This window comes from Phenylobacterium sp. LjRoot97 (assembly GCF_964254345.1).
Taxonomy (GTDB): Bacteria; Pseudomonadota; Alphaproteobacteria; order Caulobacterales; family Caulobacteraceae; genus Phenylobacterium.
Window position 1 is genome coordinate 3,784,193 of sequence record NZ_CAXUTH020000001.1, and the last position, 22,700, is coordinate 3,806,892.

Annotated in this window: 22 protein-coding genes and 1 tRNA gene; 12 read left to right on the forward strand and 11 right to left on the reverse strand. The window is 69.3% G+C overall.

Going from position 1 to position 22,700, the window contains the following annotated elements; all coding sequences use genetic code 11:
• Positions 1–26: 26 nt before the first annotated feature.
• Positions 27–575, forward strand: coding sequence for a TIGR00645 family protein (locus ACSQ2H_RS18740; RefSeq protein ID WP_436062888.1), 549 nt, complete (start codon positions 27–29; stop codon positions 573–575).
• An 11-nt stretch (positions 576–586) separates the two neighbouring features.
• Here ACSQ2H_RS18740 and ACSQ2H_RS18745 read toward each other — a convergent pair whose 3' ends face one another.
• Positions 587–1,345 carry an alpha/beta fold hydrolase gene (locus ACSQ2H_RS18745; RefSeq protein ID WP_436062889.1) on the reverse strand — a complete coding sequence of 253 codons (759 nt, stop codon included), beginning with the start codon at positions 1,343–1,345 and terminating at the stop codon, positions 587–589.
• Between the two features lie 20 nt (positions 1,346–1,365).
• Complete coding sequence (locus tag ACSQ2H_RS18750; RefSeq protein WP_436062890.1) at positions 1,366–1,992, reverse strand: DUF1134 domain-containing protein; 627 nt, start codon at positions 1,990–1,992, stop codon at positions 1,366–1,368.
• A 143-nt stretch (positions 1,993–2,135) separates the two neighbouring features.
• On the opposite strand from ACSQ2H_RS18750, the gene lepA reads away from it, so the two are divergent.
• Positions 2,136–3,941, forward strand: a complete 1,806-nt coding sequence (gene lepA / locus ACSQ2H_RS18755) for a translation elongation factor 4 (RefSeq protein WP_436062891.1) — start codon at positions 2,136–2,138, stop codon at positions 3,939–3,941.
• Here lepA and ACSQ2H_RS18760 read toward each other — a convergent pair.
• Positions 3,910–4,302: a DUF2784 domain-containing protein gene (locus tag ACSQ2H_RS18760; RefSeq protein WP_436062892.1), complete on the reverse strand. Its 393-nt coding sequence runs from the start codon at positions 4,300–4,302 to the stop codon at positions 3,910–3,912. The genes lepA and ACSQ2H_RS18760 overlap by 32 nt on opposite strands.
• 98 nt (positions 4,303–4,400) lie before the next feature.
• Here ACSQ2H_RS18760 and ACSQ2H_RS18765 point away from each other — a divergent pair, with 98 nt between their 5' ends.
• Positions 4,401–4,538, forward strand: a complete 138-nt coding sequence (locus ACSQ2H_RS18765) for an entericidin A/B family lipoprotein (RefSeq protein ID WP_436062893.1) — start codon at positions 4,401–4,403, stop codon at positions 4,536–4,538.
• A 5-nt stretch (positions 4,539–4,543) separates the two neighbouring features.
• Here ACSQ2H_RS18765 and ACSQ2H_RS18770 read toward each other — a convergent pair whose 3' ends face one another.
• On the reverse strand, positions 4,544–4,705 hold the full coding sequence (locus ACSQ2H_RS18770) for a hypothetical protein (protein WP_436062894.1): 162 nt from the start codon (positions 4,703–4,705) through the stop codon (positions 4,544–4,546).
• Positions 4,706–4,868: 163 nt separating this feature from the next.
• On the opposite strand from ACSQ2H_RS18770, the gene ACSQ2H_RS18775 reads away from it, so the two are divergent.
• Positions 4,869–5,249, forward strand: a complete 381-nt coding sequence (locus ACSQ2H_RS18775; protein WP_436062895.1) for a DUF983 domain-containing protein — start codon at positions 4,869–4,871, stop codon at positions 5,247–5,249.
• Between the two features lie 55 nt (positions 5,250–5,304).
• The gene (locus ACSQ2H_RS18780; protein WP_436062896.1) at positions 5,305–6,018 is read left to right on the forward strand and encodes a DUF599 domain-containing protein; all 714 of its coding nucleotides are present in this window, start codon (positions 5,305–5,307) and stop codon (positions 6,016–6,018) included.
• On the opposite strand, the gene ACSQ2H_RS18785 is transcribed toward ACSQ2H_RS18780, so the two are convergent.
• Genes ACSQ2H_RS18785 through msrA form a run of 3 tightly spaced genes read right to left on the reverse strand, consistent with a single transcriptional unit; the run spans position 6,015 to position 7,344 of the window.
• Positions 6,015–6,353, reverse strand: coding sequence for an MmcQ/YjbR family DNA-binding protein (locus tag ACSQ2H_RS18785; RefSeq protein WP_436062897.1), 339 nt, complete (start codon positions 6,351–6,353; stop codon positions 6,015–6,017). The genes ACSQ2H_RS18780 and ACSQ2H_RS18785 overlap by 4 nt on opposite strands.
• Positions 6,350–6,694 carry an MmcQ/YjbR family DNA-binding protein gene (locus tag ACSQ2H_RS18790; RefSeq protein WP_436062898.1) on the reverse strand — a complete coding sequence of 115 codons (345 nt, stop codon included), beginning with the start codon at positions 6,692–6,694 and terminating at the stop codon, positions 6,350–6,352. Before ACSQ2H_RS18790 ends, ACSQ2H_RS18785 begins: the two co-directional genes overlap by 4 nt.
• On the reverse strand, positions 6,691–7,344 hold the full coding sequence (gene msrA, locus ACSQ2H_RS18795; protein WP_436062899.1) for a peptide-methionine (S)-S-oxide reductase MsrA: 654 nt from the start codon (positions 7,342–7,344) through the stop codon (positions 6,691–6,693). The genes ACSQ2H_RS18790 and msrA overlap by 4 nt, the downstream gene beginning before the upstream one ends.
• Before the next feature lie 139 nt (positions 7,345–7,483).
• On the opposite strand from msrA, the gene ACSQ2H_RS18800 reads away from it, so the two are divergent.
• From ACSQ2H_RS18800 to ACSQ2H_RS18810, 3 genes are all read left to right on the forward strand, one after another.
• Positions 7,484–8,389, forward strand: coding sequence for a tetratricopeptide repeat protein (locus ACSQ2H_RS18800; protein ID WP_436062900.1), 906 nt, complete (start codon positions 7,484–7,486; stop codon positions 8,387–8,389).
• Positions 8,356–9,312 carry a hypothetical protein gene (locus ACSQ2H_RS18805; RefSeq protein WP_436062901.1) on the forward strand — a complete coding sequence of 319 codons (957 nt, stop codon included), beginning with the start codon at positions 8,356–8,358 and terminating at the stop codon, positions 9,310–9,312. The genes ACSQ2H_RS18800 and ACSQ2H_RS18805 overlap by 34 nt, the downstream gene beginning before the upstream one ends.
• Before the next feature lie 48 nt (positions 9,313–9,360).
• Positions 9,361–9,450 (forward strand) — tRNA-Ser (locus ACSQ2H_RS18810).
• 8 nt (positions 9,451–9,458) lie between these two features.
• Here ACSQ2H_RS18810 and ACSQ2H_RS18815 read toward each other — a convergent pair.
• Complete coding sequence (locus ACSQ2H_RS18815; RefSeq protein WP_436062902.1) at positions 9,459–10,655, reverse strand: S1C family serine protease; 1,197 nt, start codon at positions 10,653–10,655, stop codon at positions 9,459–9,461.
• 91 nt (positions 10,656–10,746) lie between these two features.
• Here ACSQ2H_RS18815 and ACSQ2H_RS18820 point away from each other — a divergent pair, with 91 nt between their 5' ends.
• A complete protein-coding gene (locus ACSQ2H_RS18820; RefSeq protein ID WP_436062903.1) occupies positions 10,747–14,661 on the forward strand; it encodes a CHAT domain-containing protein in 3,915 nt (1,304 codons plus the stop codon).
• Here ACSQ2H_RS18820 and ACSQ2H_RS18825 read toward each other — a convergent pair.
• On the reverse strand, positions 14,658–15,059 hold the full coding sequence (locus tag ACSQ2H_RS18825) for a DUF6491 family protein (protein WP_436062904.1): 402 nt from the start codon (positions 15,057–15,059) through the stop codon (positions 14,658–14,660). The genes ACSQ2H_RS18820 and ACSQ2H_RS18825 overlap by 4 nt on opposite strands.
• Positions 15,060–15,158: 99 nt before the next feature.
• Positions 15,159–16,532, reverse strand: a complete 1,374-nt coding sequence (locus ACSQ2H_RS18830) for an L-serine ammonia-lyase (RefSeq protein ID WP_436063588.1) — start codon at positions 16,530–16,532, stop codon at positions 15,159–15,161.
• Between the two features lie 105 nt (positions 16,533–16,637).
• On the opposite strand from ACSQ2H_RS18830, the gene ACSQ2H_RS18835 reads away from it, so the two are divergent.
• Positions 16,638–17,231, forward strand: coding sequence for a GNAT family N-acetyltransferase (locus tag ACSQ2H_RS18835; RefSeq protein WP_436062905.1), 594 nt, complete (start codon positions 16,638–16,640; stop codon positions 17,229–17,231).
• On the opposite strand, the gene ACSQ2H_RS18840 is transcribed toward ACSQ2H_RS18835, so the two are convergent.
• Entirely contained in the window at positions 17,204–19,861 is a 2,658-nt protein-coding gene (locus ACSQ2H_RS18840) for a TonB-dependent receptor plug domain-containing protein (protein WP_436062906.1), read from the reverse strand. The two genes, ACSQ2H_RS18835 and ACSQ2H_RS18840, sit on opposite strands and share 28 nt — an antisense overlap.
• 649 nt (positions 19,862–20,510) lie before the next feature.
• Here ACSQ2H_RS18840 and ACSQ2H_RS18845 point away from each other — a divergent pair.
• On the forward strand, positions 20,511–22,085 hold the full coding sequence (locus ACSQ2H_RS18845; RefSeq protein WP_436062907.1) for a flavin monoamine oxidase family protein: 1,575 nt from the start codon (positions 20,511–20,513) through the stop codon (positions 22,083–22,085).
• Between the two features lie 56 nt (positions 22,086–22,141).
• A complete protein-coding gene (locus tag ACSQ2H_RS18850) occupies positions 22,142–22,633 on the forward strand; it encodes a RidA family protein (RefSeq protein WP_436062908.1) in 492 nt (163 codons plus the stop codon).
• Positions 22,634–22,700: the final 67 nt, after the last annotated feature.

The following is a 22,700-nucleotide window of genomic DNA, read 5'->3' on the forward strand; positions in this document are numbered from 1 at the left end:
GGGCATCAAGGAGAGACCCCGACCGCATGACCGACGCGCCACGCATCAAGAAGCCCAAGCCCGCCGCCGAACGCTGGCTGGAGACGGGGCTGTTCCATTCGCGCTGGCTGATGGCGCCGTTCTATGTCGGGCTGGTCGGGGCGCTGGCCGCCCTGCTTGTGGTGTTCTTCAACGAGGCGGTCCACGAGCTGTCGGGCCTGATGACCATGACGCCCAACCAGGCGATCATGATGGTGCTGAAGCTCATCGACCTGTCGCTGGCCGGCAACCTGCTGCTGATCGTGATCTTCTCGGGCTACGAAAACTTCGTCTCCAAGATCGACACCGACGACGACGAGGATCGGCCCGGCTGGATGGGCACGGTCGACTTCTCCGGCCTGAAGATGAAGCTGATCGCCTCGATCGTGGCGATCTCGGCCATCGCGCTGCTGAAGGCGTTCATGGAGCTGTCGGAAGGCAAGGAACTGTCGGACCGCAGCCTGATGTGGCTGGTGGTCATCCACGTGACCTTCGTGTTCTCCGGCGTGCTGCTGGCGCTGATGGACTGGCTAGCGGCCAAGGTCGACAAGCACTGAGGCGCTGAGCGTCAGGCGCGGGCCAGCTCGTCGAGGATGATGTCGCGGCAGAGGTCGGTCGCCTGGCCGAGGACGTCGTGGCCGCAGCCCGGCGCGATCTTAACCCGCAAGTCCGGGTAGGCGGCGACCAGGGCGTGGTCGGCCTCGTCCATCAGCGAGGGGGCCATGGCCAGGTCCCGCGGCGGGGCGAGAGGCATGTCGCCGCACACCACCAACGCGGGCGCCTTCAGGCGGTCGAGCAGGCCGCCATAGCTGCGGTTCTGGACGATCGCCCCATCGCGCCAGCCGAGCGTCTCGAACATGAAGTCAGGGACCGGCAGCTCGCCGCGGTCGGCGGCGCGCTCGAGCGCGATTTCCAGCGGCCAGCGGCCAGCGGTGGCGAAGAAGGGATCGAAGGCGACCGCGGCGTAGCCGTGCGCCCCGAGCGCCAGGGCCAGCACGCCGCCTAGGCCCAGTCCAGCCACCAGCACCCGCCGGCCAGGCACTACCGTGCGCAGGCTCTGGTGCAGGCCGGCGACCAGCTCGTCCCAGCCGGGCGAGGACAGCGGCGGGGCGACGCCGTGGCCCGGCAGGCAGGCGAGCATGACCTCGGCTTCGGGCTCCAGGCGAGCGAACCAGGGGGCCATGGCGCCAGGGGTGCTGAGCACGTCGTGAATCAGCACCACCACCGACTTGTGGCGATCGCGAAGTTCAGGCCGCGCGGCGAAGACCAGCTTGTCGCCGGCCGGGGTCATGCAATGGACCCACTTGGTGTCGCTGACCGGCCGCATTGCGCCGCCCCCCGGATTCCTCAGAACGGCAGGGTGCGCCGAGTCCTGCTGAATCCAAGATAGCCGACATTCGCGCCGAGGCGGACGCCGACGCCGGTGCGGATCGGGGCGAGGATAATGTCGTCCGAGCGCAGGTAGTTCACGCCCAGGCCGGCGACGAGATAGGCCGCGCCCTCGACGCCCGGGAACCGCTGGAAAATCACTTCCGGGTACTGGAGATTGTAGCAGAGGGTGAAGACCCGGCTGGCGTTGCCGCCGAAGTCCCAGCCCACCGACGGGCCCTGCCAGAACACTTCGATCGGCTCGCGGTTCTTCATGTAGAGCAGGCCGCGGCCGTAGCGCGCGCCGCCCACGAAGGCGCCGGCGGCTTCCTCGCCGGCGATGTAGGCGGTCGGCCGGCCGTTGTCCTGGAAGACGCGCTCGACCGCGCCGCCGGCGGCTTCGGCGGTCACGCCCAGGAAGTCGGAGACGTTGTTGACCAGCTCATCGCGGCTGTAGGTCTCGGCCTGGCCGGTCGAATAGCTCGGATTGGCCGTGGCGCTCGGGCTCGGCGGCGGCAGTTCGCCCGGCCCGCCCGGCTGGGCGGTCGCGCAGCCCGCGGTTCCAAGCGTGGCCAGTCCCGAAACGATCAGCGTGCGGCGGTCCATGAAATTCCCTTGAAGCTTGAACGAGCCTCACATCCCCAGGGGGCATGAATGCGGCGGTCAGGCTTAACGGGCGATTAACCATGAGGGCGCGTCGAAGACGGCCTACTCGCGAACCGCTCCGAATGTGGTAGAGGGCGGGCGCAATGACGACGCCCCTCTCCCGCATCCGCAACTTCTCCATCGTGGCTCACATCGACCACGGGAAGTCGACCCTGTCCGACCGGCTCATCCAGGAGACCGGCGCGCTGACCAAGCGCGAGATGACCGAGCAGGTCCTGGACAACATGGAGATCGAGCGCGAGCGCGGGATCACCATCAAGGCTCAGACCGTGCGCCTGGAGTACAAGGCCCAGGACGGGGAGACCTATGTCCTCAACCTGATGGACACTCCCGGCCACGTCGACTTCGCCTATGAGGTCAGCCGCTCGCTGGCCGCGTGCGAGGGCTCGATCCTCGTCGTCGACTCCTCGCAGGGCGTCGAGGCCCAGACCCTGGCCAACGTCTACCAGGCGATCGACAACAACCACGAGATCGTGCCGGTCCTCAACAAGATCGACCTGCCGGCCTCCGAGCCCGACCGGGTGCGCCAGCAGATCGAGGACGTCATCGGCATCGACGCCTCCGACGCGGTGCTCTGCTCGGCCAAGACCGGCGAAGGCATCGCCGAGGTGCTGGAAGCCGTGGTCGCCCGCCTGCCCGCGCCCCAGGGCGACCGCGAGGCGCCGCTGAAGGCGCTGCTGGTCGACGCCTGGTACGACCCCTATCTCGGCGTCGTGGTGCTGGTGCGCGTCATCGACGGCGTGCTGAAGGCCGGCATGAAGGTGCGGATGATGAACGCCGGCGCCACCCACCAGGTGGACAAGATCGGCGTGTTCCGGCCCAAGCAGACCGAGGTCGCCGAGCTCGGCCCCGGCGAGATCGGCTACATCACCGCCCAGATCAAGCAGGTGGCCGACGCCGCCGTCGGCGACACCATCACCGAGGAAAAGCGCCAGACCGAGACCGCCCTGGCCGGCTTCCGGGTCGCGCAGTCGGTGGTGTTCTGCGGCCTGTTCCCGGTGGACGCGGCCGACTTCGAGGACCTGCGCGCGGCCATCGGCCGTCTGCGCCTGAACGACGCCAGCTTCACCTACGAGATGGAGACCAGCGCCGCGCTCGGCTTCGGCTTCCGCTGCGGGTTCCTGGGCCTGTTGCACCTGGAGATCATCCAGGAGCGGCTGAGCCGCGAGTTCGACCTGGACCTGATCGCGACCGCGCCCAGCGTGGTCTACAAGATCCACATGACCGACGGCAGCGAGATCGAGCTGCACAACCCGGCCGACATGCCCGACCCGGTGAAGATCGATTCGATCAGCGAGCCGTGGATCAAGGCGACGATCCTGACCCCGGACGAGTACCTGGGTTCGGTCATCAAGCTCTGCCAGGACCGCCGCGGCGAGCAGCGCGAGCTGAGCTACGTCGGGTCGCGTGCGCTGGTCGTCTACGACCTGCCGCTGAACGAGGTGGTGTTCGACTTCTACGACCGCCTGAAGAGCGTCTCGAAGGGCTATGCGTCGTTCGACTACACGATCGAAGGCTATCGGGTCGGCGACCTGGTGAAGATGTCGATCCTGGTCAATTCCGAGCCGGTGGACGCGCTGTCGATGCTGGTCCACCGCGACCGCGCCGAGACCCGCGGCCGCGGCATGGTCGAAAAGATGAAGGACCTGATCAGCCCGCACCAGTTCCAGATCCCGCTGCAGGCGGCGATCGGCGGCCGGATCGTGGCCCGCGAGACCATCCGCGCCCTGCGCAAGGACGTGACCGCCAAGTGCTATGGCGGCGACATGAGCCGCAAGCGCAAGCTGCTGGACAAGCAGAAGGCCGGCAAGAAGCGCATGCGCCAGTTCGGCAAGGTCGAGATCCCGCAGGAAGCCTTCATCGCCGCCCTGAAGATGGACGCCGACTAGCGACAGGCGGAACCAGCTTCCACAGCGCCAGCACGTAGACGAACACCGCGGCGTAGGCCGCGGTGAACACCCACATCGGCAGCGGCCAGTAGATCAGGCCGTTGACGACCCGCATGATCAGCGGCTGCTCGCTCGCCGCGCCCGACATCTCGTCCTGCCAGATCGTCAGGAAGCAGGCCCGACCGGCCAGCGCCTGCAGCGCCACCACGGCCAGCGAGGCCAGGTGCAGCGCCCGCCACCAGCGCACGCGCACGAACGCCCAGCCGCGCCAGGCCCCCAGCGGAATCGCCGCCAGACCGAACAGGTTGAAGGCGATGACCGCCAGGTGGACGGCCAGGACCCAGGCGCCGAGATTGCCCATGCCCCACCTTATCGGCCGTTGATCCGGGGGACGAGGCCGGCCTAAAAAGCGCCAGGAAGCTTGAGCATCAGGCGGCCAAACCACTCGGGGGACCACCCATGCGCAAGATCATCGTCCTGGCCGCCGTCGCCGCCGCGCTCATGACCTCGGCCTGCAACACCGTGGCCGGCCTCGGCCGTGACGCCCAGGCCGCCGGCGCGGCCGTCGCCGGCGCCGCCGACGACATGAAGCGCTAGGCGCGTCAGGCGTCCTCTTCGCGGGACGCCTCCTCGGCGATACGGGCCTTGTCCTTCGGCGGCACCACCGCCGGATCGGCGCTGCGCGAAACGTCCTCGGCCGGGGTCGCAGGCCCGACGTGGCCGTGCGGATCCTTCTCGGCAGGCGTGTGAGGTTGGTCGCTCATCGGGCGCTCCCTTGCACCGGGGAAGGACCGAAGATCGGTCGTCCGCCTGCAGATTTAAAGCCGCCGACGCGACGATGTTCCTGCAGATGCGGCCGCGCGGCCCCTTTCATTGACGTCCGTCAAGGCGCATATCCGGGCGCGACGTCACCCAGGTAGCGTGTCCATGTTCGTGCAATCGATGCTCCGCGGCCTGAAGGGCCGCTGCCCGGCCTGCGGTGAAGGCAAGCTGTTCAGCCGCTATCTGAAGGTGCAGCCGACCTGCGAGCACTGCGGACTGAACCTGGCCAAATACCCGGCCGACGACGGCCCGGCCTATTTCACGATCCTGATCGTCGGCCACCTGGTAGTCGCGCCGCTGCTGATCTTCCCGGTGATCTGGGAGGCCTCGCCCGCCATCGTGCTGCCGGCGACGCTGATCCCGCTGGCGATCGTCACCCTGCTGCTGCTGCATGTGACCAAGGGCTGGTTCATCGGCCTGTTGTACGCGCTGGGCGTGAAGCAGGGCGACGGGGCGATCCACACCGCGGACGTCGCCGACCGCTAGCCGATCTGGGGCGAGGCGCCCTACCATCGGGCCGCCCGCTACCGGAACGCATCTCGTGAAACTGATCGACGCCCTATCGAGCGCTGACATCGTCGCGCTCGCCGTCTTCGCCCTGGTCTGGCTGGCCTATGAGCCGCTGCTCAGGACGATGGCGCGCGGCAAGGGGCTGATCAACACCGACATGACCGTCGTGCGCGCCGCCTGGATGCGGACCATGGCCGGGCGCGAGAACAAGTTCATGGACGGCCAGCTGCTGGGCCACACTCTGAACTCGGCCTCGTTCTTCGCCTCCTCGAACCTGATCCTCATCGCCGGCGCGGCGGGCGTGCTGTTCGGCGGCGAAGGCGCGTTCCGCAGCGCCTCGAGCCTGATGGTGCTGAAGACCTCCTCGCGGATGCTGTTCGAGGCGCAGATCGCCCTGGTGCTGCTGGCCCTGGCCCGCGGGCTGCTCGATTTCATCTGGGCGATCCGGCAGATGAACTACTGCCTGGCGGTGATCGGGGCGACGCCGACCACCGAGGACAAAGGCTTCCAGCGCACCTATGGCGAGGCGACCGCGCGGCTGCTGAATCCGGCGCTGTCGTCGTTCAATCGCGGGGTCCGCGGCTACTATTTCGCGCTGGCCGCTGCGGCCTGGCTGTTCGGGCCGGTCGCCTTCCTAACGGTGACGGTCTCGGCGGTCGTGCTGCTGTTCATGCGTCAGCGCCACTCGCCCTCGGCCCGGGCGGTGAGCGACATCCGCGGGCTGCTCGAGAACCGCGAGGACTAGAGGCCGAGCTCCGCCCGCGCCTTGCGGGTCAGCTTGGCGGCGATCAGCTCGTGGGCCGCGGCGATCCAGCCGGCCGCCTCGTCGGCGCCGGCGTCGTCCAGATCGACGATCACCCAGCCGCCCTTGGCCAGATAAGGCGCCTGGCGGCCCGGTCCGCCCTCGTCGGTCAGCACCATGAAGCCGATCTCGCTGACCTTGAACGACAGGCCGCCGCGCAGGCCGCAGATCGCGAACACCTTGCCGCCGACCTTGTAGACGTCCGAGCCGCCCCACTGGACGATCTTGGTCGCCGCCGGCAGGTCCAAGGCGATCGCCTCCACCTCCTCGCGGGTCATGCCAAGCCGATCTTCGCCCGCGCCTTGCGGGTGAGCTTGGCCGCGACCAGGGCATGCGACGTCGCCAGCCAGTCGGCCACCTCGGCGGCGTCGAGGCCGGCCAAGTCGTCGAACATCACCCACTTGGCGCGGGCCATGTAGGGCGCCGGCCGCGCACGGCCGGACTCGGCCAGCGCCTCGAAGGCGATGTCGGTGACCTTGAACGAGCAGTTGCTGTAGCCGCCGTCCGTGCCGGCGAACATCTTGCCGCCGACCTTGTAGATGCAGTCGTCGCCCCACTGGACGTCCATGGTCGCCCCGGGGAGCCGGCGCGCGGCGGCGTCGAACTCCTCGCGCGTCACGCGCTGACGCCGACGCCGATCGGGCAGGTGACGCCGGTGCCGCCGATGCCGCAGTAGCCGGCCGGGTTCTTGGCCAGGTACTGCTGGTGATAGTCCTCGGCGAAGTAGAACTCGGGAGCCTCGGCGATCTCGGTGGTCACCGCGCCATAACCCTTGTCCGACAGCGCCTGCTGGTAGGCCTGCAGCGAGGCGGCCGCGGCCGAGCCTTGCGCGTCGTTGTGGACATAGATGCCCGAGCGGTACTGGGTGCCGATGTCATTGCCCTGGCGCATGCCCTGGGTCGGGTCGTGGTTTTCCCAGAACACCTTCAGCAGGTCCTCATAGGTGACCACGCGCGGGTCGTAGACGACGCGGACGGCCTCGGTATGGCCGGTGCGGCCGCTGCAGACTTCCTCGTAGGTCGGGTTGGGCGTGATCCCGTTGACGTAGCCGACGGCCGTCACCCAGACGCCCGGGACCTGCCAGAACTTGCGTTCCACGCCCCAGAAGCAGCCCATGGCGAAATCGGCGATCTCCAGACCGTCCGGATACGGGCCCTTCAGCGGGCGGCCGTTGAGGAAGTGGGTCTCGGCGGTCGGCAACGGGTTCGACCGGCCCGGCAGGGCGGTGTCGATGGTGGGAAGCTCGAGGGTTTTCTTGGCGAAGATCATGGCGCGCCCGATCAGGTGTGAACTTGAACCGGAACATAAGATCGCCCGCCGCCGATTGCACGCCCGCGGCGCCCAGGCGTCGGCGCTGACATAACACCGGTTTCGTGGAATACTCGCGCCAGCCTTCATGGAGGGCGCAATGAGCAAGTTTCGACACGTGCTGTTGGCCGGGATCGTGATGAGCTTCACGAGCGCTGGCGTTTCGCTGGCTTCGGGCGGCAGCGGAGGCGCCGGCGACATGCCGTCGGCCTCGGCCCCCGCCTACGATCCCGCCGCCGAGTACATGAAGGGCGTCGCCGCCCTGAACGCCCAGAACTACAAGGACGCCGAGCGGGCGCTGAAGAACGTGGTCAGCGCGGTCCCGAAGAACGCCGAAGCCTGGCGGCTGCTGGGCATGGCCGACGCCGGCCAGAACGACCACAAGGGCGCGCGCAAGGCCTTCGAACACGCGGTGAAGCTCGAGCCGGACAACATCCAGGGCCATCAGGGCCTGGGCGTGGCGCTGGGCGCGCTGAAAGATCCCAAGGCCCAGGAACAGCTCGACTGGCTTAAGGCCCGCGAGGCGAGCTGCGGCGGCTGCGCGGACGCGGCGACGCTGAAGTCGGCGACAGCCGCGGTCGAGAGCGCGATGGCGGGCGCCGCGCCGGCGGCGGCGCTGCCTGCGCTGCTGGCCGACGGCGGCGACCGGGCCTACCTCCACGCGGTCGGGCTGATCAACGAGCACCGCTACGACGAGGCGCTGGTCTCGCTGGACCACGCCCGCGAAGCGCTGGGGCCGCACCCCGACGTACTGACCTACCAAGGCTATGTCTGGCGCAAGAAGGGCGAGTGGGGCCGCGCCGAGAGCTATTATCGCCAGGCGCTGGCGATCGCCCCGAACCACAAGGGCGCGACCGAGTACTATGGCGAGCTGAAGGTGGAGCGCGGCGACATGGCCGGGGCCCGGACGCTGCTGGCCAGGCTCGACCGCACCTGCGCCTACGGCTGCGCCGAGGCCGAGGAACTGCGGCGTTGGATCGACGTCGGCGGCGATCCGGCGCGCTAGCCTTCGCCGCCGCGCTGGGCGTGGGCGGATTGGCTGTGGCGGCTGGGGCCCTTCCCCTGCGCGCCGTCGGCTGGACGAACCCGAAGGCCGACGTCGCCGGCGTCCTGACCACCGAACCTGCCGAATGCTACGCGCCGACAGAGGCCGTCCGCGCCTCGGTGGAGATCGGGCGGGCGGCGTTCCGCACGCCGGTGCTGCTGGGCGGACAGGCGGCGCGGGCGGGGCTGTCGTGCGAGAGCTGCCACCGCGGCGGGCGCGGCAACCCCGAATTCCTGTTTCCCGGCGTCTCAGGCGCGCCGGGCACCGCCGACGTCACCTCGTCGCTGCTGTCCTCGCATCGCGGCAACGGCCGGGACGATCCGGTTCCGATACCCGACCTCTCGGGCGAGCGCGCCCGGCTGAAGGTCGCGCCGCCGGCGCTGGAGACCTTCATCCGCGGCTTGGTCGTCGAGGAGTTCGACGGCCCCGAACCCTCGCCGGCCGTGCTGACCGGCCTGGCCGACTATGTGCGCAGCCTCGGGCCGCAGGCCTGCCCGACGCCCGCGACCAGGCCGGTGCGGGTCAAGGGCATGCTGGACGACGCGGACCGGGCGGCTGCGGCCGCGGCGGCCGCGCCCGACCCGGCCACGCGCCTGCTGATGATCGCCGGGGCGCGTGCGCGGCTGGGCCTGATCGACGAGCGATTCGCCGGGCCGAGTTTCGACGCCGAGCGCCACGCCCTGCGAAGCGCCGACGCCGACCTGGCCGCGATCGCCGAGGCGGTGCGAAGCGGGCGCGCGGACGCGCCGGCGCGCCTGGCCGCCTGGCGCAAACGCCTGCCGCCGCTTGCGCTACAGCTCAGCCGTCACGAGGGGCGATCGCTGTTCGACCCGAAAACCCTTCGCGCTGCGGTGGAAGGCCGCTTGCTCGAAAGGACGTCATGAGTATATTGCGCGCCTTCCGCGAGGGGCCATGCGCCGCTCAAGGCCTGTGGTGAGGTGGCGGAGTGGTCGATCGCGCACGCTTGGAAAGCGTGTATAGGTGAAAGCCTATCGAGGGTTCGAATCCCTCTCTCACCGCCATCCCTTCCTCATTTCTGGATGCGTTCATAACGGTAGGGGTCGGCCTCGCCCGGCTTGAACTGGCCGACCAGGTCGTACTGCCCGTCGCCGTCGACATCGAGCAGCGCCTCGTCGAAGTTTCCGTCGCGGCCGAGGTCGATGATCTCGGCGTCGATCTTGCCGTCGCCGTCATGGTCGAAGAGGTAGGTGTGCGGCTCGCTCTTCTTGGCTGGTTCGATCAGCACGAAGTCGCCTTCGCCGTCGCAATTCACGTCGATCATGAAGCCGAGGCCCTTGGGGTCGCTGACGGCCCACTCCTTAAAAGACGTGGGCTCGCACTCGCCGCCGGCCGAGGTCGCGCGCTGGCCGGCCGAGCGGGTGGCGCGGCGGTCCTCCTTGAGGGTCAGGAAGGCGCGCACCTCGTCGGCGGAGACCGCGAAGTTCAGCCCCTCGCCGTCGCTCTTGAAGCTATTGATGCCGATGATCTCGAGATTGTCGTCCAGCAGCGGCCCGCCGGAATTGCCCGGATTGATCGGGGTCTGGGTCTGCACGACCGTCGCCTTGTGATCGATGCCCATCTCAGTGCGCCAGGCGAAGTCCTTGCGCACCTGGCTGACGATGCCGCGGGTGTAGGTCCAGGCCTGGCCGGTGGGGTGGCCGATGGCGTGGACGTCCGAGCCGACCTGCACCGCGCCGGACGCGGCCAGCGGCAACGGCTTGGCGCCGGCCGGAACTTCGGAGACCTGCAGCAGGGCGAGGTCGGCGACCTCGTCGCGGCGGATCACCTTGGCGCGGCGCACGTCGGCCTTGCCGAAAGACGCGCCCTCGGCCGCGGGCTTGAACACCACGCCGACCTCCTTGGCGTCGCCGACGACGTGCAGGTTGGTGATGATCTTGCCGTCGGCGCTGATCAGGGCCCCGGAGCCGAAGGCGGGGCCGGCCAGGATCAGCACCACCGACGGCGATGCGGACTGATAGACCTGGGCGTCCTTGGCCCCGCGGGTGACCTGGCGGGGCTCGGCGGCCGCGCCGTCTATGGCGGCGGCGTAGCGCGCGGCGCGCGCGCCAGGCAGCGAGGGGACCGCGCCGATCGAACGCTTGGCGTCGACAGCGTCGAGGCCGGGCGCCGGCATCGCGCCGCCCGCCCGGCCTACCGCCGATTGCGCTAGGCCGTAGGATGGTGAAGCTAGGAGCAACACCGCCGCGCAGATCTGGAGCCGCCGCATGGCGCCTTTCCCCCTGATGACTTCGCCCATGCGAAGCCTAGCGGCGTGGGGCGCGCTCGCAAGCTTCATATTGCTCAGCTCGCAACCGGCAGTGGCGGCCGAACCCTCGACCTGGGGTCTCTACTTCCAGGGCAAGGGCCAGACCGCGCGGCAGCAGCTGGAGCGACAACTGGCGAGCGAGGAGCTGTCTCCCGCGGCGCGGCGGACGGCGACCGCCACGCTGCTGGAGATCTGCATTCACAGCCGGGCCCGCGACTGCGTGCTGGAGCAGGTCCCGAAGTACATCGCCCTGCCGACGCCGCCCGCAGCGAACGACCTGGCGCGGCGCGAGGACGTCCGGCGGACCGGCTACTTCCTCGACTACGGCAAGTTCACCTACGGCGCGGCGCCGGTGACGGCGAAGATCCTCGAGGGCGAGCTCTGGCGTCAGGAGAACTCGGCCAACCCCGGCCTCTATCTGCGCCGCCAGGTCCTGGCCTCGAGCATCCAGCTCGAACTGGAGGACTATGCGGCGGCGGGCGCGACCGTCGACAAGACCTTGTCGCTGCTGGCCACCTTGAAGAACCCGCAGGACGACGCCTTCCTGGTCGCCTGGGCGCTGTCGGATACGATCGACAGCCTGCGGGTGCTGGGGCAGAGCGACCGCGCCTACGGCGTCTATCGCGCCAGCCGCGGCTTCATCGCCGCCTCGCTGCCGCCGCTGAGCGTCGATGCGATGATGTTCCGGCTGGTCGAGGCCGAGTTGCTGCTGGAGCAGGGCCAGTTCGCGGCCGCGCTGCCCGTGCTCGACCTCGCCGTCGCCACCGCCCAGGCCATCGAACTGGACGACGACAGCCGCGCCTACGTCATCGCGCAGGCCCTGACCCGCAAGGCCGTGGCCTGCACCGGCCTGCTCAAGCCCGACTGCGCGCGCGAAGCGCTGGGCGCCCACCCCTACGCCAAGCTCTATGCCCGAGCCGGGCGCACGCCGGCGGACTTCGAGGAAACCGCCTATCTGGCGGCGCGGGCGCTGGTCGCGGCGATCGAACAGCGCCCCGATCCGGTCGCCGCCAAGGCTCTGTCGCAGGCGGCTCCCTACGAAGGCGGCGCTGGGGCGAACGCCGAGCCGGCCGCGATCTACCGCACCGCCGGGCGCGCCCTGGCGTTGGCGCCGGGCGCCGAGCGGCAGGCGGGGCTCACAGAGGCCGGGCGTCTGATCACCGCCGCGGCCAAGCGAGCTCCCGCGTTGGGCGTCGGCGCCTCCCGCCGCCCAGCTGCGATCGAGCAGATCCTGATTTCCTTCGCGCTCAGCCAAGCCGAGCAGGTCGGGGCCGAGGCGGACGAAGTGAACTTCACGCTGTTCCAGCTCGCCGCGAGGACTCAAGCGAGCGTCGACGCCGACTCCCTGGTCGCGCTGTCACAGGCCAAGGAGGCGTTGCAGCGCCGCGCGATCCACCAGGGGCTTCGACTGCGCGCGCGGCGGGACGCCTATGAGCGGAGTGAACTGGCCCAACTGGCCGTGCGCACCAGCGCCCCGCCGACGCAGGCCCCGCTCAGGCACGACGTCGCCGCCCGCGGAGTGCTGCGCGACTTTGCGGTCCGCCTGGGCAAGATCGATCGATCGCTGCCGCCGGCGAGCGGCTCGAACCTGGTCGAACTGAAGCGGTTCCAGGCCGCGCTGCGTCCCGGCGAGGCGGCGCTGAGCGTGGCGACAGTCCCCGGCGGCATGGCCTACATGTGCGTGCGCCAGGACAGGGTGGTGCGGCTGACGGCGCCGGCCGACCTGCGGCAGGCCACACTGGACATCAAGATCCTGCAGGCCGCGCTGACCGCCGGCCACGCCCCCTCGGACGCGCTCGACGCACAGTTCCCAGCGGCGGCGGCGGTGCGGATGCACCAGCTGTTGGTCGCTCCGTTCGGAGACTGCGTGAAGGAAGGCGACCACCTGCTGTGGCTCGCGAACGCCTCGGTCACCCCTCTGCCCTTGGCGGTGCTGCTGCCCCAGGCGCCGCCGAAGCTGGGCGAGGGCTATGATCTGGCGCAGGCCGACTGGCTCGTGCGGCGTCACGCCGTCAGCTACGCCGGCTCGCCAGCCGCGATCCTGGCGGCGCGCTCGGGCGCGCTGGCGCCCGCTTCTGACTTCGATTTCCTCGGCGTCGGCGACCCGGTGCTGAGCGGGGCGACCGCGCAGGGCGAAGACCGCGCCAAGATGCTGCTGCAAGGCTCGCACAGCGCGGGCCTGGCCGCCCTGACGCCGCTGCCGGAGACGAGGGACGAGCTGGAGCGCTCGGCCAAGGGCTTTGCGACCACCAAGCTGCTGGTCCAGAACGCGGCGACCGAGCGCGGGGTGCGCGGTCAATTGCTGGGCTCCTATCGATACCTGTCGTTCGCGACCCACGGGCTGATCCGCGATGAGATCGAGGGGCTGAGCGAGCCGGCGCTGGCGCTGACGCCGGTGTCCTCCATCGATCCCTTCGACGACGGGCTGCTGACCGCCTCGGAGATCGCCGACCTGAACCTCGGCGCGCGCTTCGTGGCGCTGTCGGCCTGCAACACCGCCAACTATGACGTCGCGCAGATGGCCGGCGAGTTGCCGGCCCTGGCGTCGGCCTTCGCGGTGGCGGGCGTGCCCTCGACCCTGGGATCGTTGTGGGCCGTGGATTCCCAGACGACGAAGGAGGTCGTGGCGACCACCTTCGCCACCCTGCGCACCGAGCACGGCGAGAGCCCCGCCCTGGCGCTGGCCCAGGCGCAGCGGACGTTCCTCGCCGCGCCGCCGGCGCGGGCCTATCTGCATCCGCGCTTCTGGGCGCCGCTGATCGTGCTGGGCGACGGGGCGCGGCCGCCGCCTGCGGCCGCGTCCAAGGGCGCCGTCGCGGTCGAAGCGGTGACCGACGATCCCGGCGAGGTCATCGCCCTGCGCCGGTCCGACGCCGGCGTCCTGACCCGCTTCCTGGCGAAGCCCGCTGGGACCGACAGCTACGTCTCCGGGGCGACATTGACGCCGGGATGGCGTCACGCCGATCCGTCGATCGGGGCCAGCCGCGTTCTTGTCGAACAGGGGACGAGCGTGGTCCTTGGCGGCTATCAGCCGGGCGCCGACGGCCGCCAGGCGCCGACCCTGGAGACGCTGGATCTCGCTACCGGCGCCGTTCGCGGCAAGTGGCGGGGCGAGACGCGGGGCGACTACGACTCGTTCATCGACGCCGGCGCGGCGCTGACGCCGACCAGCGCGGCCTTTGTCGTGGTCGACCGCGCCCTACTGGCCCGGGCAGCAGGCCGGCGCGAGGGCGATCGCGTGCGGGTGATCGTCTCCGAACACGGCGCGGCCGCCCGCCTGCTGTTCGAGATCGTCCCGACGGCCGCCGTCGCCATCGACGAGGCGACGATCACGCCGATCGGCGAGCGCCTGCTGGTCACCTATACTGCGCGCTATCCCGCGCCCCCGCGCCGCCAGCTGGTCGAGGACGACTATGACGCGCCGTCGTGCCTGGGCGTGCCGATCACTTGGACCGAGCTGCGCGACAGCCGGACCGGCGCGCTCGTCGCCTCACGGGAGCTGAGCGGCTGGACTGTGTCGAGCGCCATGGCACGAGGCGGCGAGGTGCTGCTTGGCGGCGGAGTCATTGGCGCGTGTGAGGCGGAGTTGCGAGCCGGCGTCGTCGCCCTGGACGCCGGCCTGCAGCCGCGCGTGGTGTTCGAGGACAAGAGCCTGGGCCGCTCGGAGGTCCGCGCCCTGGCGCCGGCCGCTGAAGGAGCCACCTTGGTGGCCGCGATCAAGGCCAGCCAGGTCGACTATCGCCCGGCCACGGCGGTGGTCGCCCCTGGCGAGCCCGAGGAGGCGACGACCCAGTACAGCGGCATGATCGTCCACCTGCGGGCCGATGGCGCAGTCGCAGCGCAAAGGCTGCTGGAGTCGGGATCCAACCTCTACCTGTCCGCGGCGGACGCAAGCCGGCCCGGCGAAGCGCTGCTGGGCGGATCGCTGGGCGGCGCGGCGGTCGTGCTGCGGCTGTCGCCGCCCTAGGACGCCTTGGCCTTCTTCACCTTGGCGGGCGGCGGGGCCGAGGTCACCAGGCTGGAGATCTGGCACTTCGAGCCGTCCACCAGCACCTGGCCGAAGCGGTCGAGGGTGCTGGTCCCGCGGGTGATGAAGCCGACCTTCATCGAGTGGTCGAGGCCAATGCACGGGCCGAACAGCTCGGCGCGATACCACTCGCCGCTGCGGCCTTCGATCCACAGGGCGTTGTCGCCGTCGGCCTGGAAGTTGCGGATGCCGGTGCTGTTGGCGAACGGGATGCGGGCGTCGACGCCCAGCGGCCGCGCATCCGGCGCGGCGGCTGGAGCAGGAGCAGGATCGGCCGCGGCGAAGCTCGCCGTCAGCAGCATCGCGCCCCCGGCGAGGGCGGCGATCAGGGTCTTCATCTCGTGTCCCTTTCGTAGGACGCCCCAGCCCGAGGCTGGACGTTAGAAACGGCGCCTTGAACTGGCTTTGAGAGCGCCGTTCATCCGGCGTTCATCGGCTCAGCATTCGACGATGTTGACGGCCAGGCCGCCGAGCGAGGTCTCTTTGTAGATCTCGCTCATGTCCTCGCCCGTGCGCTTCATGGTGGCGATCACCTTGTCGAGGCTGACGGTGTGCTGGCCGTCGCCCAGCAGCGCCAGGCGCGAGGCGTCGATGGCCTTCACCGCGCCCATGGCGTTGCGCTCGATGCAGGGGATCTGGACCAGGCCGCCGATCGGATCGCAGGTCAGGCCGAGATTGTGCTCCATGGCGATCTCGGCGGCGTTCTCGATCTGGGCGTTGGTCCCGCCGAGCGCCGCGGTGAGGCCCGCGGCCGCCATCGAACAGGCGACCCCCACCTCGCCCTGGCAGCCGACCTCGGCGCCCGAGATCGAGGCGTTGCGCTTGTAGAGCGAGCCGATCGCCGCGGCGGTCAGCAGGAAGGTCCGCCGCCCTTCGGGCCCGCCGCGATGGAAGCGGTCGTAGTAGCGCAGCACCGCCGGCAACAGCCCGGCCGCGCCGTTGGTCGGCGCGGTGACGACGCGGCCGCCCGAGGCGTTTTCCTCGTTCACCGCCAGGGCCCAGAGGTTGACCCAGTCGAGCGCGGCCAGCGGATCGGAGATGTTGCGCTCGACCTTGCTCATCAGGTCGGTGTGGATCTGGCGCGCGCGGCGGCGGACCTTGAGCCCGCCCGGCAGGCAGCCGTCCTGGCGCAGGCCACGCTCGATGCAGGCCTCCATGGCTGCGAAGATGGCGTCGAGACCGGTCTCGACCTCGGTCGGCGTCCGCACGGCGGTCTCGTTGGCGAACATCAGCTCGGCGATGGTCAGGCCGGCGGCCTGGGCCTGGGCCAGCAATTCGGCGCCCGACGTGTAGGGATAGGGCTCGGGCGCGGTCTGGGCCGGGGCCGCGTTCGCCGCCAGTTCGGCCTCGTCGACCACGAAGCCTCCGCCGATCGAGAAGTAGAGCTTCTCGTCGAGCAGCGCCTCGCCGCCATAGGCGCGGAACGCCAGGGCGTTGGGATGCTGCGGCAGACGGGTGCGGCCTTCCCAGAGGAGGTCGCGGGCTGCGTCGAAGGCGATCTCGGGGCCCTGCCCGCCGAGCCGCAGCCGGCCGGCCGCCGCGATCGCCTCAAGCGCGGCGTCGGCGGCGTCCGGGTCGATGCTGGCGGGCACGAATCCCGCGAGGCCGAGGATCACTGCGCGATCGGTCGCGTGGCCGCGGCCGGTCAGGGCCAGGGAGGCATAGAGCGCGACCTCGACCCGGGTGACCTGGGCGAGCAGCCCCTGGTCGGCCAGGCGCTGCACGAAGCGCGCGCCGGCAGTCATCGGACCCATGGTGTGGGAGCTGGACGGGCCCACACCCAACTTGAACAAATCGAACGCGCTCGCCATGGCAGGTTGGTACGTCATTGCGCGATTTACGCCAAGTCGGGGCAAGGCGTTCCGCGCCGCAAGCCGCGGGATGACGCGGGCGGCCCGGGCCACTAGCTAGAGGGCATGACCCAGAGTCTGCACATCCGACCCGCCGAGCGCGAAGATATTCCGGCCCTGAAGCTGGTCATGGACCGGGCGATCAAGGCGCTGCTGCCGGCGTTCCTGCCGCCCGCGCAGGTGCTGGCCTCGCAGGAGGTCATGGGCCTGGACACCCAGTTGATCGAGGACGGCACCTATTACGTGGTCGAGGCCGGGGACGTGATCGCCGGCTGCGGCGGCTGGAGCCGACGCGCCACCCTGTTCGGCGGCGACCACTCGGCCGGCCGCGACGCGGCGCTGGTCGACCCGGCCACGGATCCGGCGCGGGTGCGGGCGATGTACACCGATCCCGGCTTCGTGCGGCGCGGCGTCGGGCGGCTGATCCTGGCGACCTGCGAGGCCAAGGCGAAGGCCGAAGGATTCAGCCGCTGCGAGATGGCCGCGACCATGGCCGGCGAGCCGCTCTACGTCGCCTGCGGCTACCAGCGCATCGAGCCGTTCGAGGCGGAGACCTCGAACGGCGTGAAGGTGCCGCTGGTGCGGATGGGCAAGTCGAAGGCCGGGCGGCCCGGCAAGGCCGCCCAGCAGGATCAGAACTTCATCTGGATCTTGGCGTAGTAGAAGCCGCCCTGCCAATCGACGATCGAGTCGGAGCGATAGATGCGCCCGTTGGTGCCCTGCTCGCCCGTCTCGTCCGGGGTCGGATAGCTGTCGAAGATGTTCCGGACACCGAGCGTCAGGGTGTAGGTCTCATCGATGTCCCAGTTCGCCTCGACATCGAACTGGACCTCCGGATCCCAGGTCTGAACCGTCGGGATCGAGACGCTGTACATGTTCTTGTACGGGCCATAGACGTTCGCCCGCCCCATGATCGAGAACGCCCCCATGTGGTGGGTCGCGGTCAGCACCGAGCGCCAGTGCGGCGTCGCGTGCTTGAAGTCGTAGATGTACTCTCCGTCGAAGAAGGTGCGGGTCGTGCCGGTGGCGTCGACGAACTTCTTCACCTCCTCGACCACCGGGTTGTTGATGTTGAAAGAGGCCGAGAAGTTGGTGCTCTGGCCGTTCTCCCAGGCGCGGGCGTAGGTCGCGACCAGGTCCAGGCCGGTGACGCTGGCGTCGAAGGCGTTCTGGAAGAAGTTCACCTGGCCAATGGTGTCGGCGCCTGGGATGCCGGCGGCGATCATCGCGGCGGTGATGGTCGGCGTCACCGTGATCGGGGTGATCGCGTAGAACATGTCGTCGACCTTGATGTGGTAGGCGTCGAGCGTGATGTTCAGGCCGTCGAACAGCTGCATGGTCAGGCCGATCGAGTAGTTTTGCGACTTCTCAGGGCCCAGCGGCGCGGCGCCCAGATACTGGGCGACCGGGTTGGTCGCCGGGAACAGGCCCTGGGCCACCGGCGCCCCGTTGTTCACAACGGTCGAGGTGTAGGTGGTGAAGGTCTGACCGGTGGTCGGGGCGCGGAATCCGGTGCCGACCGAACCGCGGATGGCGATGCCGTCGGTGATCTCGAAGCGGCCGGCGACCTTGTAGTCGACGGTCGATCCGAAGTCGGAGAAGTCCTCGCCCCGCAGCGAGCCCTGCAGGAACAGGCGGTCGGTGACGTCGAGGCTGGCCTCGGCGTAGGCGGCGTAGGAGTCGCGAGTCAGGCGGCCCGAATAGAGCGGCGGGAAGCCCGGCGCGCCGTTCGAACCGACTCCAAGCACCGCATAGACCGGGTTGGTGATGGTCCGGCCGTTCAGCACGATGGTCGAGGTGTTGCAGACGATGCCGGCGTTCTGCGGCGCGGTCGGACGCAGCGTGCGTTGGGCGATCGCCGCTTCATTGGTGCAGAAGTCGTACGGGTCCTGGGTCGAATAGGGGCCGGCGGTGTAGGACGGTACATCGCCGGTCAGGATCTCGTAGCCCTCCTTGCGGTACTCGGCGCCGAAGGCGACGGCCAGCGGGTTCTCGGTGAAGCCGGTGGCGACCTCGTAGGTGAAGTCGGCGTTGAGCGACCACTCGTCGGAGACCAGCGAGCCGACGTGGAATTCTGTCGGGCTGGCCTCGCCCAGCGAGAAGTTGACCGTCTCGGTCAGATCGTAGGCCAGCTCGTTGCGGCCATAGCGGGCCGACAGATCATAGCCGAGACCATTGAGCACCTCGCCGCGGAAGCCGCCGGCGACGCTGGCGTCATAGACGTCGCCGAAGAACTGGGGCGTGAAGCCGCGCGGGAAGATCTGGTTGGCGCGAAACAGACCGCCGTTGCGGGTGTAGACGTAGTCGTCGGCCTGGTTGGTGGTCGCGCCGATGTCGATCGGCGGCCGGTAGTTGAAGTCTTCCTTGGCGTGGCTCTGGCCGTAGTTGCCGAAGATGTAGAACTCGAGGTTGTCGGAGAACTCGTAGCCGGCGTTGACGAAGACCCGCAGGGCTTCGGATTCCGGCTGGCCCCACTTCTGCCAGACGTCGGGAATGCGGCCGGGACCGTAGCCCACAGACTGGGCGTAGGCGGCGCTGAACGGAGACCCGGGCGCGGTGGTTTCGGTCGGGAACAGCTCCGAGCAGAAGCCCGCCGCCTGATTGGGAATGTTGCGGTTGCAGTACTGCCTGCCGCGGCTGGTCGGCTGATCGGTCGCCCACTCGAACGAGACGCTGACGAACCCGGAGTCGCCGATCGAGAAGCCCTTGTTGCCGCCGATGACGATGCCTTCGCCGTCCTTCTCGTAGTACTGGCCGGCCTGGATGCTGAGGACGCCGCCCTCGGAATTGTCCTTCAGGATGAAGTTGATGACCCCGGCGATCGCGTCCGAGCCGTACTGGGCGCCGGCGCCGTCGCGCAGCACTTCCACCGACTTCAACGCCGCCGACGGAATCTGCGCGGCGTCCGCCGACTGGCTGCCGTCGCCGCCGGTGGTGACCAACGCGGCGCGGTGGCGGCGCTTGGAATTCACCAGCAGCAGAGTCTTGTCCGACGACAGGCCGCGCAGGGCCGCCGGGCGAATGAAGGTCGCGCCGTCCGAGATCGGCTGCCGCGTGATCGTGTACGACGGCACCAGGGTCTTGAGCAGGTCCTGGGTGTCGGAGTGCGAGATCGCCTCGATGTCCGCGGCGCTGAACGAATCCACCGGCACCGGCGATTCCATCACCGTGCGCGGCAGGGCGCGCGAGCCGGTGACCACCACCTCGTCGATGGTCGATGACTGCGCCGCAGCCATCCCGGCGGAAAACAGAGTCGCGAGAGAGACGCCCGCGAGCAGTCCGGTACGCACTTTGGTTCTCATGTTTATTGCCCCCACAGCACTGACGGCCGACATCGACCGTCATTCGTCACAGCCCCCCGGCGCCGCCTTCGGCGGTCAGGGGCCTGGATTGGTCGGGCGCTGGCGAGCCTGGTCGCCTCGCGCCGTAATGTCTTGGAATGAGGTCGCGGCGATCGAAGCCCGAGGCCTCGGCGCGTCTGAACGTTGAACGGGCTTACGCAGGCACATCTCAGACACTCTCCGCGCAGGTGAGAGCCCGGGCCCTGTGTGTTTCCTCGAACGCGCTCTTGCTTCTTGTCTTGCGGTTACTGGCGCCGCGCGGGGATATCGTCCGCCGCGACACCCGAAGGCTCCACGCGGCAGGTTTAGACTGTCAATCAGTCCCCCTGGATAAAGCAGCCAAGGAAATGACTGCTGCCCGAGGTTCAGACATCGGGCTGCCCGGTTTTAATCAATACCTCAGAGATCGACATTCCTTGGGATTCGGACAGTGTTCCGGATGCGGAATATTCGAGCCGCCGGCGCCGCGCGATTGATCACACCGTTCGCCGAAACACCCCTGGACCAGCGCGTCGCTTGAACCGCTGCGCGAGCAGGCGGGTCATGAACGTCTTGGTGGTTGATCTGGGGAACTCGAAAGATGGGGATCAGTCGGCGTTTGTTTCTGCACCGTTTGGGCGCGACCGGGGGATACGGCGCGACCTATTCGGCGATGCGGACCTTGGGCTTGATGGGCGCGGTGGCGTCGGCGGCGACGCCGGCGATGGCCGCCGACGCCGGGCGCGGCAAGCGGGTGGTCATTCTGGGCGGCGGCGTCGCCGGCCTGGTGGCGGCCTATGAACTGGAGCGCGCCGGCTACACGGTGACGCTGCTCGAGGCGCGCGACCGCCTGGGCGGGCGCAACTGGACTTTGCGCAACGGCTCGAAGGTCGAGATGGCCGGCGAGGAGACGCAGACCGTGCGCTTCTCCGACGGGCTCTACATGAACGCGGGGCCGGCGCGGATCCCCAGCCATCACCAGGGTCTGCTGTCCTACTGCAGCAAGCTCGGCGTGCCGTTGGAGGTGGAGATCAATTCCAGTCGCAGCGCCTATCTGTGGGCCGACGGCGGCAAGAAGCTGCAGATGCGCCAAGGGGTCAACGACACCCGCGGCTACATCTCCGAGCTGCTGGCCAAGGCGGTGAACAAGGGCGCGCTCGACCAGGACCTGAGCCTCGAGGACAAGGAGAAGCTGCTGCCGTTCCTCAAGGCCTATGGCGACCTCGGCGACGACATGGCCTTCAAGGGCACCGAGCGTTCGGGCCTGTTGCAGGCGCCAGGCGCCGCCGACCAGTTCGCCAAGGCCCGCGATCCGGCCGCGTTCCGCGACCTGATCGGTCACCCGCAGATCGGGGCGACGCTGTTCGAGGACAACATCAACATGCAGGCGACGATGTTCCAGCCGACCGGCGGAATGGACCAGATCATCGCCGGCTTTGAGCGCGCGATCCGCAGCCCGGTGATCAAGAACGCCGAGGTCACGCAGATCCGCGCCGACGGCAAGGGCGTGAAGATCACCTATCGCGACTGCGTCAGCGGCAAGAGCCAGGCGATCGAGGGCGACTACACGATCATCACCCTGCCGCTGGCCCTGCTGGCCAAGATCGACAACAACTTCGACAAGGACGTGAAGGCGGCGATCGCCTCGGTGCCCAACGACTTCTCCAACAAGATCGGCTTCGATGCGCCGCGCTTCTGGGAGAAGGAGCAGATCTACGGCGGCATCTCGTTCGTCGGCGGCGAGACCAGCCTGATCTGGTACCCATCCAACGGCCTGCATACCGAGCGCGGCATGCTGCTGGCCTGCTACGGCTCGGGCGGGCGCGCGGAAGGCTTCGCCAAGCGACCGCTGGCCGAGCAGATCGCCATGGCCCGCAGCGTGGTCGGCAAGCTGCACCCCGGCCACGAGGCGCAACTGACCAACCCCGTCGTCGTCAACTGGAGCAAGATCCCCTTCAACATGGGACCCTGGCCGCGCTGGGGCGAACGCGGCGGCATGCAGGAAGGCCACTTCGATTCGGCCGAGTACCGGCTGCTGAACCAGCCGCACGGGCGTGTGCACTTTGCAGGCGCCCACCTCAGCCAGACGCCCGGTTGGCAGGAAGGCGCGGTGTTCTCCGCGCAACGCACGATCGTGGCGCTCAACGGCCAGGTGAAGGAGCGCGCCCTGGTGGAGACCCGCGCGGCGGCTTGATCGCCGCCGCCTTCGCCTGCCCAATAGCCAAGTTCAGTCATAGGAAACCGAAGTTCATGCGAAAGTTCATCCTGCCGGCCGCCCTGCTGGTGCTGGTCGCCGCCACGCCCGCCGCGGCCCAGGTCAAGCGGATCGGCGCGGCGACCTCGCCGATCCTGCAGGCGGCGGTCGTGCCGGCCGGGACCGACATCATGTACGTCAGCGGCATCACCCCGCCGGCCCTCAACGCCGGGGCGCCGGCCGGCACGCCGCCGCAGTTCGGCGACACCAAGACCCAGACCATCGGGGTGCTGAAGCGGATCGAGGACATCCTGAAGGCCGAGGGCCTGACCCATGGCGACGTGTTCATGATGCGGGTGCTGCTGGTCGGCGACCCGGCCAAGGGCGGGGCGATGGACTTCGCCGGCATGATGGAAGGCTACAAGCAGTTCTACGGAACCGACGCCCAGCCGAACAAGACCGCCCGGATCACCAGCCAGGTCGCCGCCCTGGTGGCGCCGGGCATGATGGTCGAGATCGAGGTGCAGGCCGCCAAGCCGAAGAAATAGGCCGCCTGGTCGCCCAGGGATTGGCCTTGGTCGACCGGCGCTTCGCCACTGGCGCAATCGGGGTTCT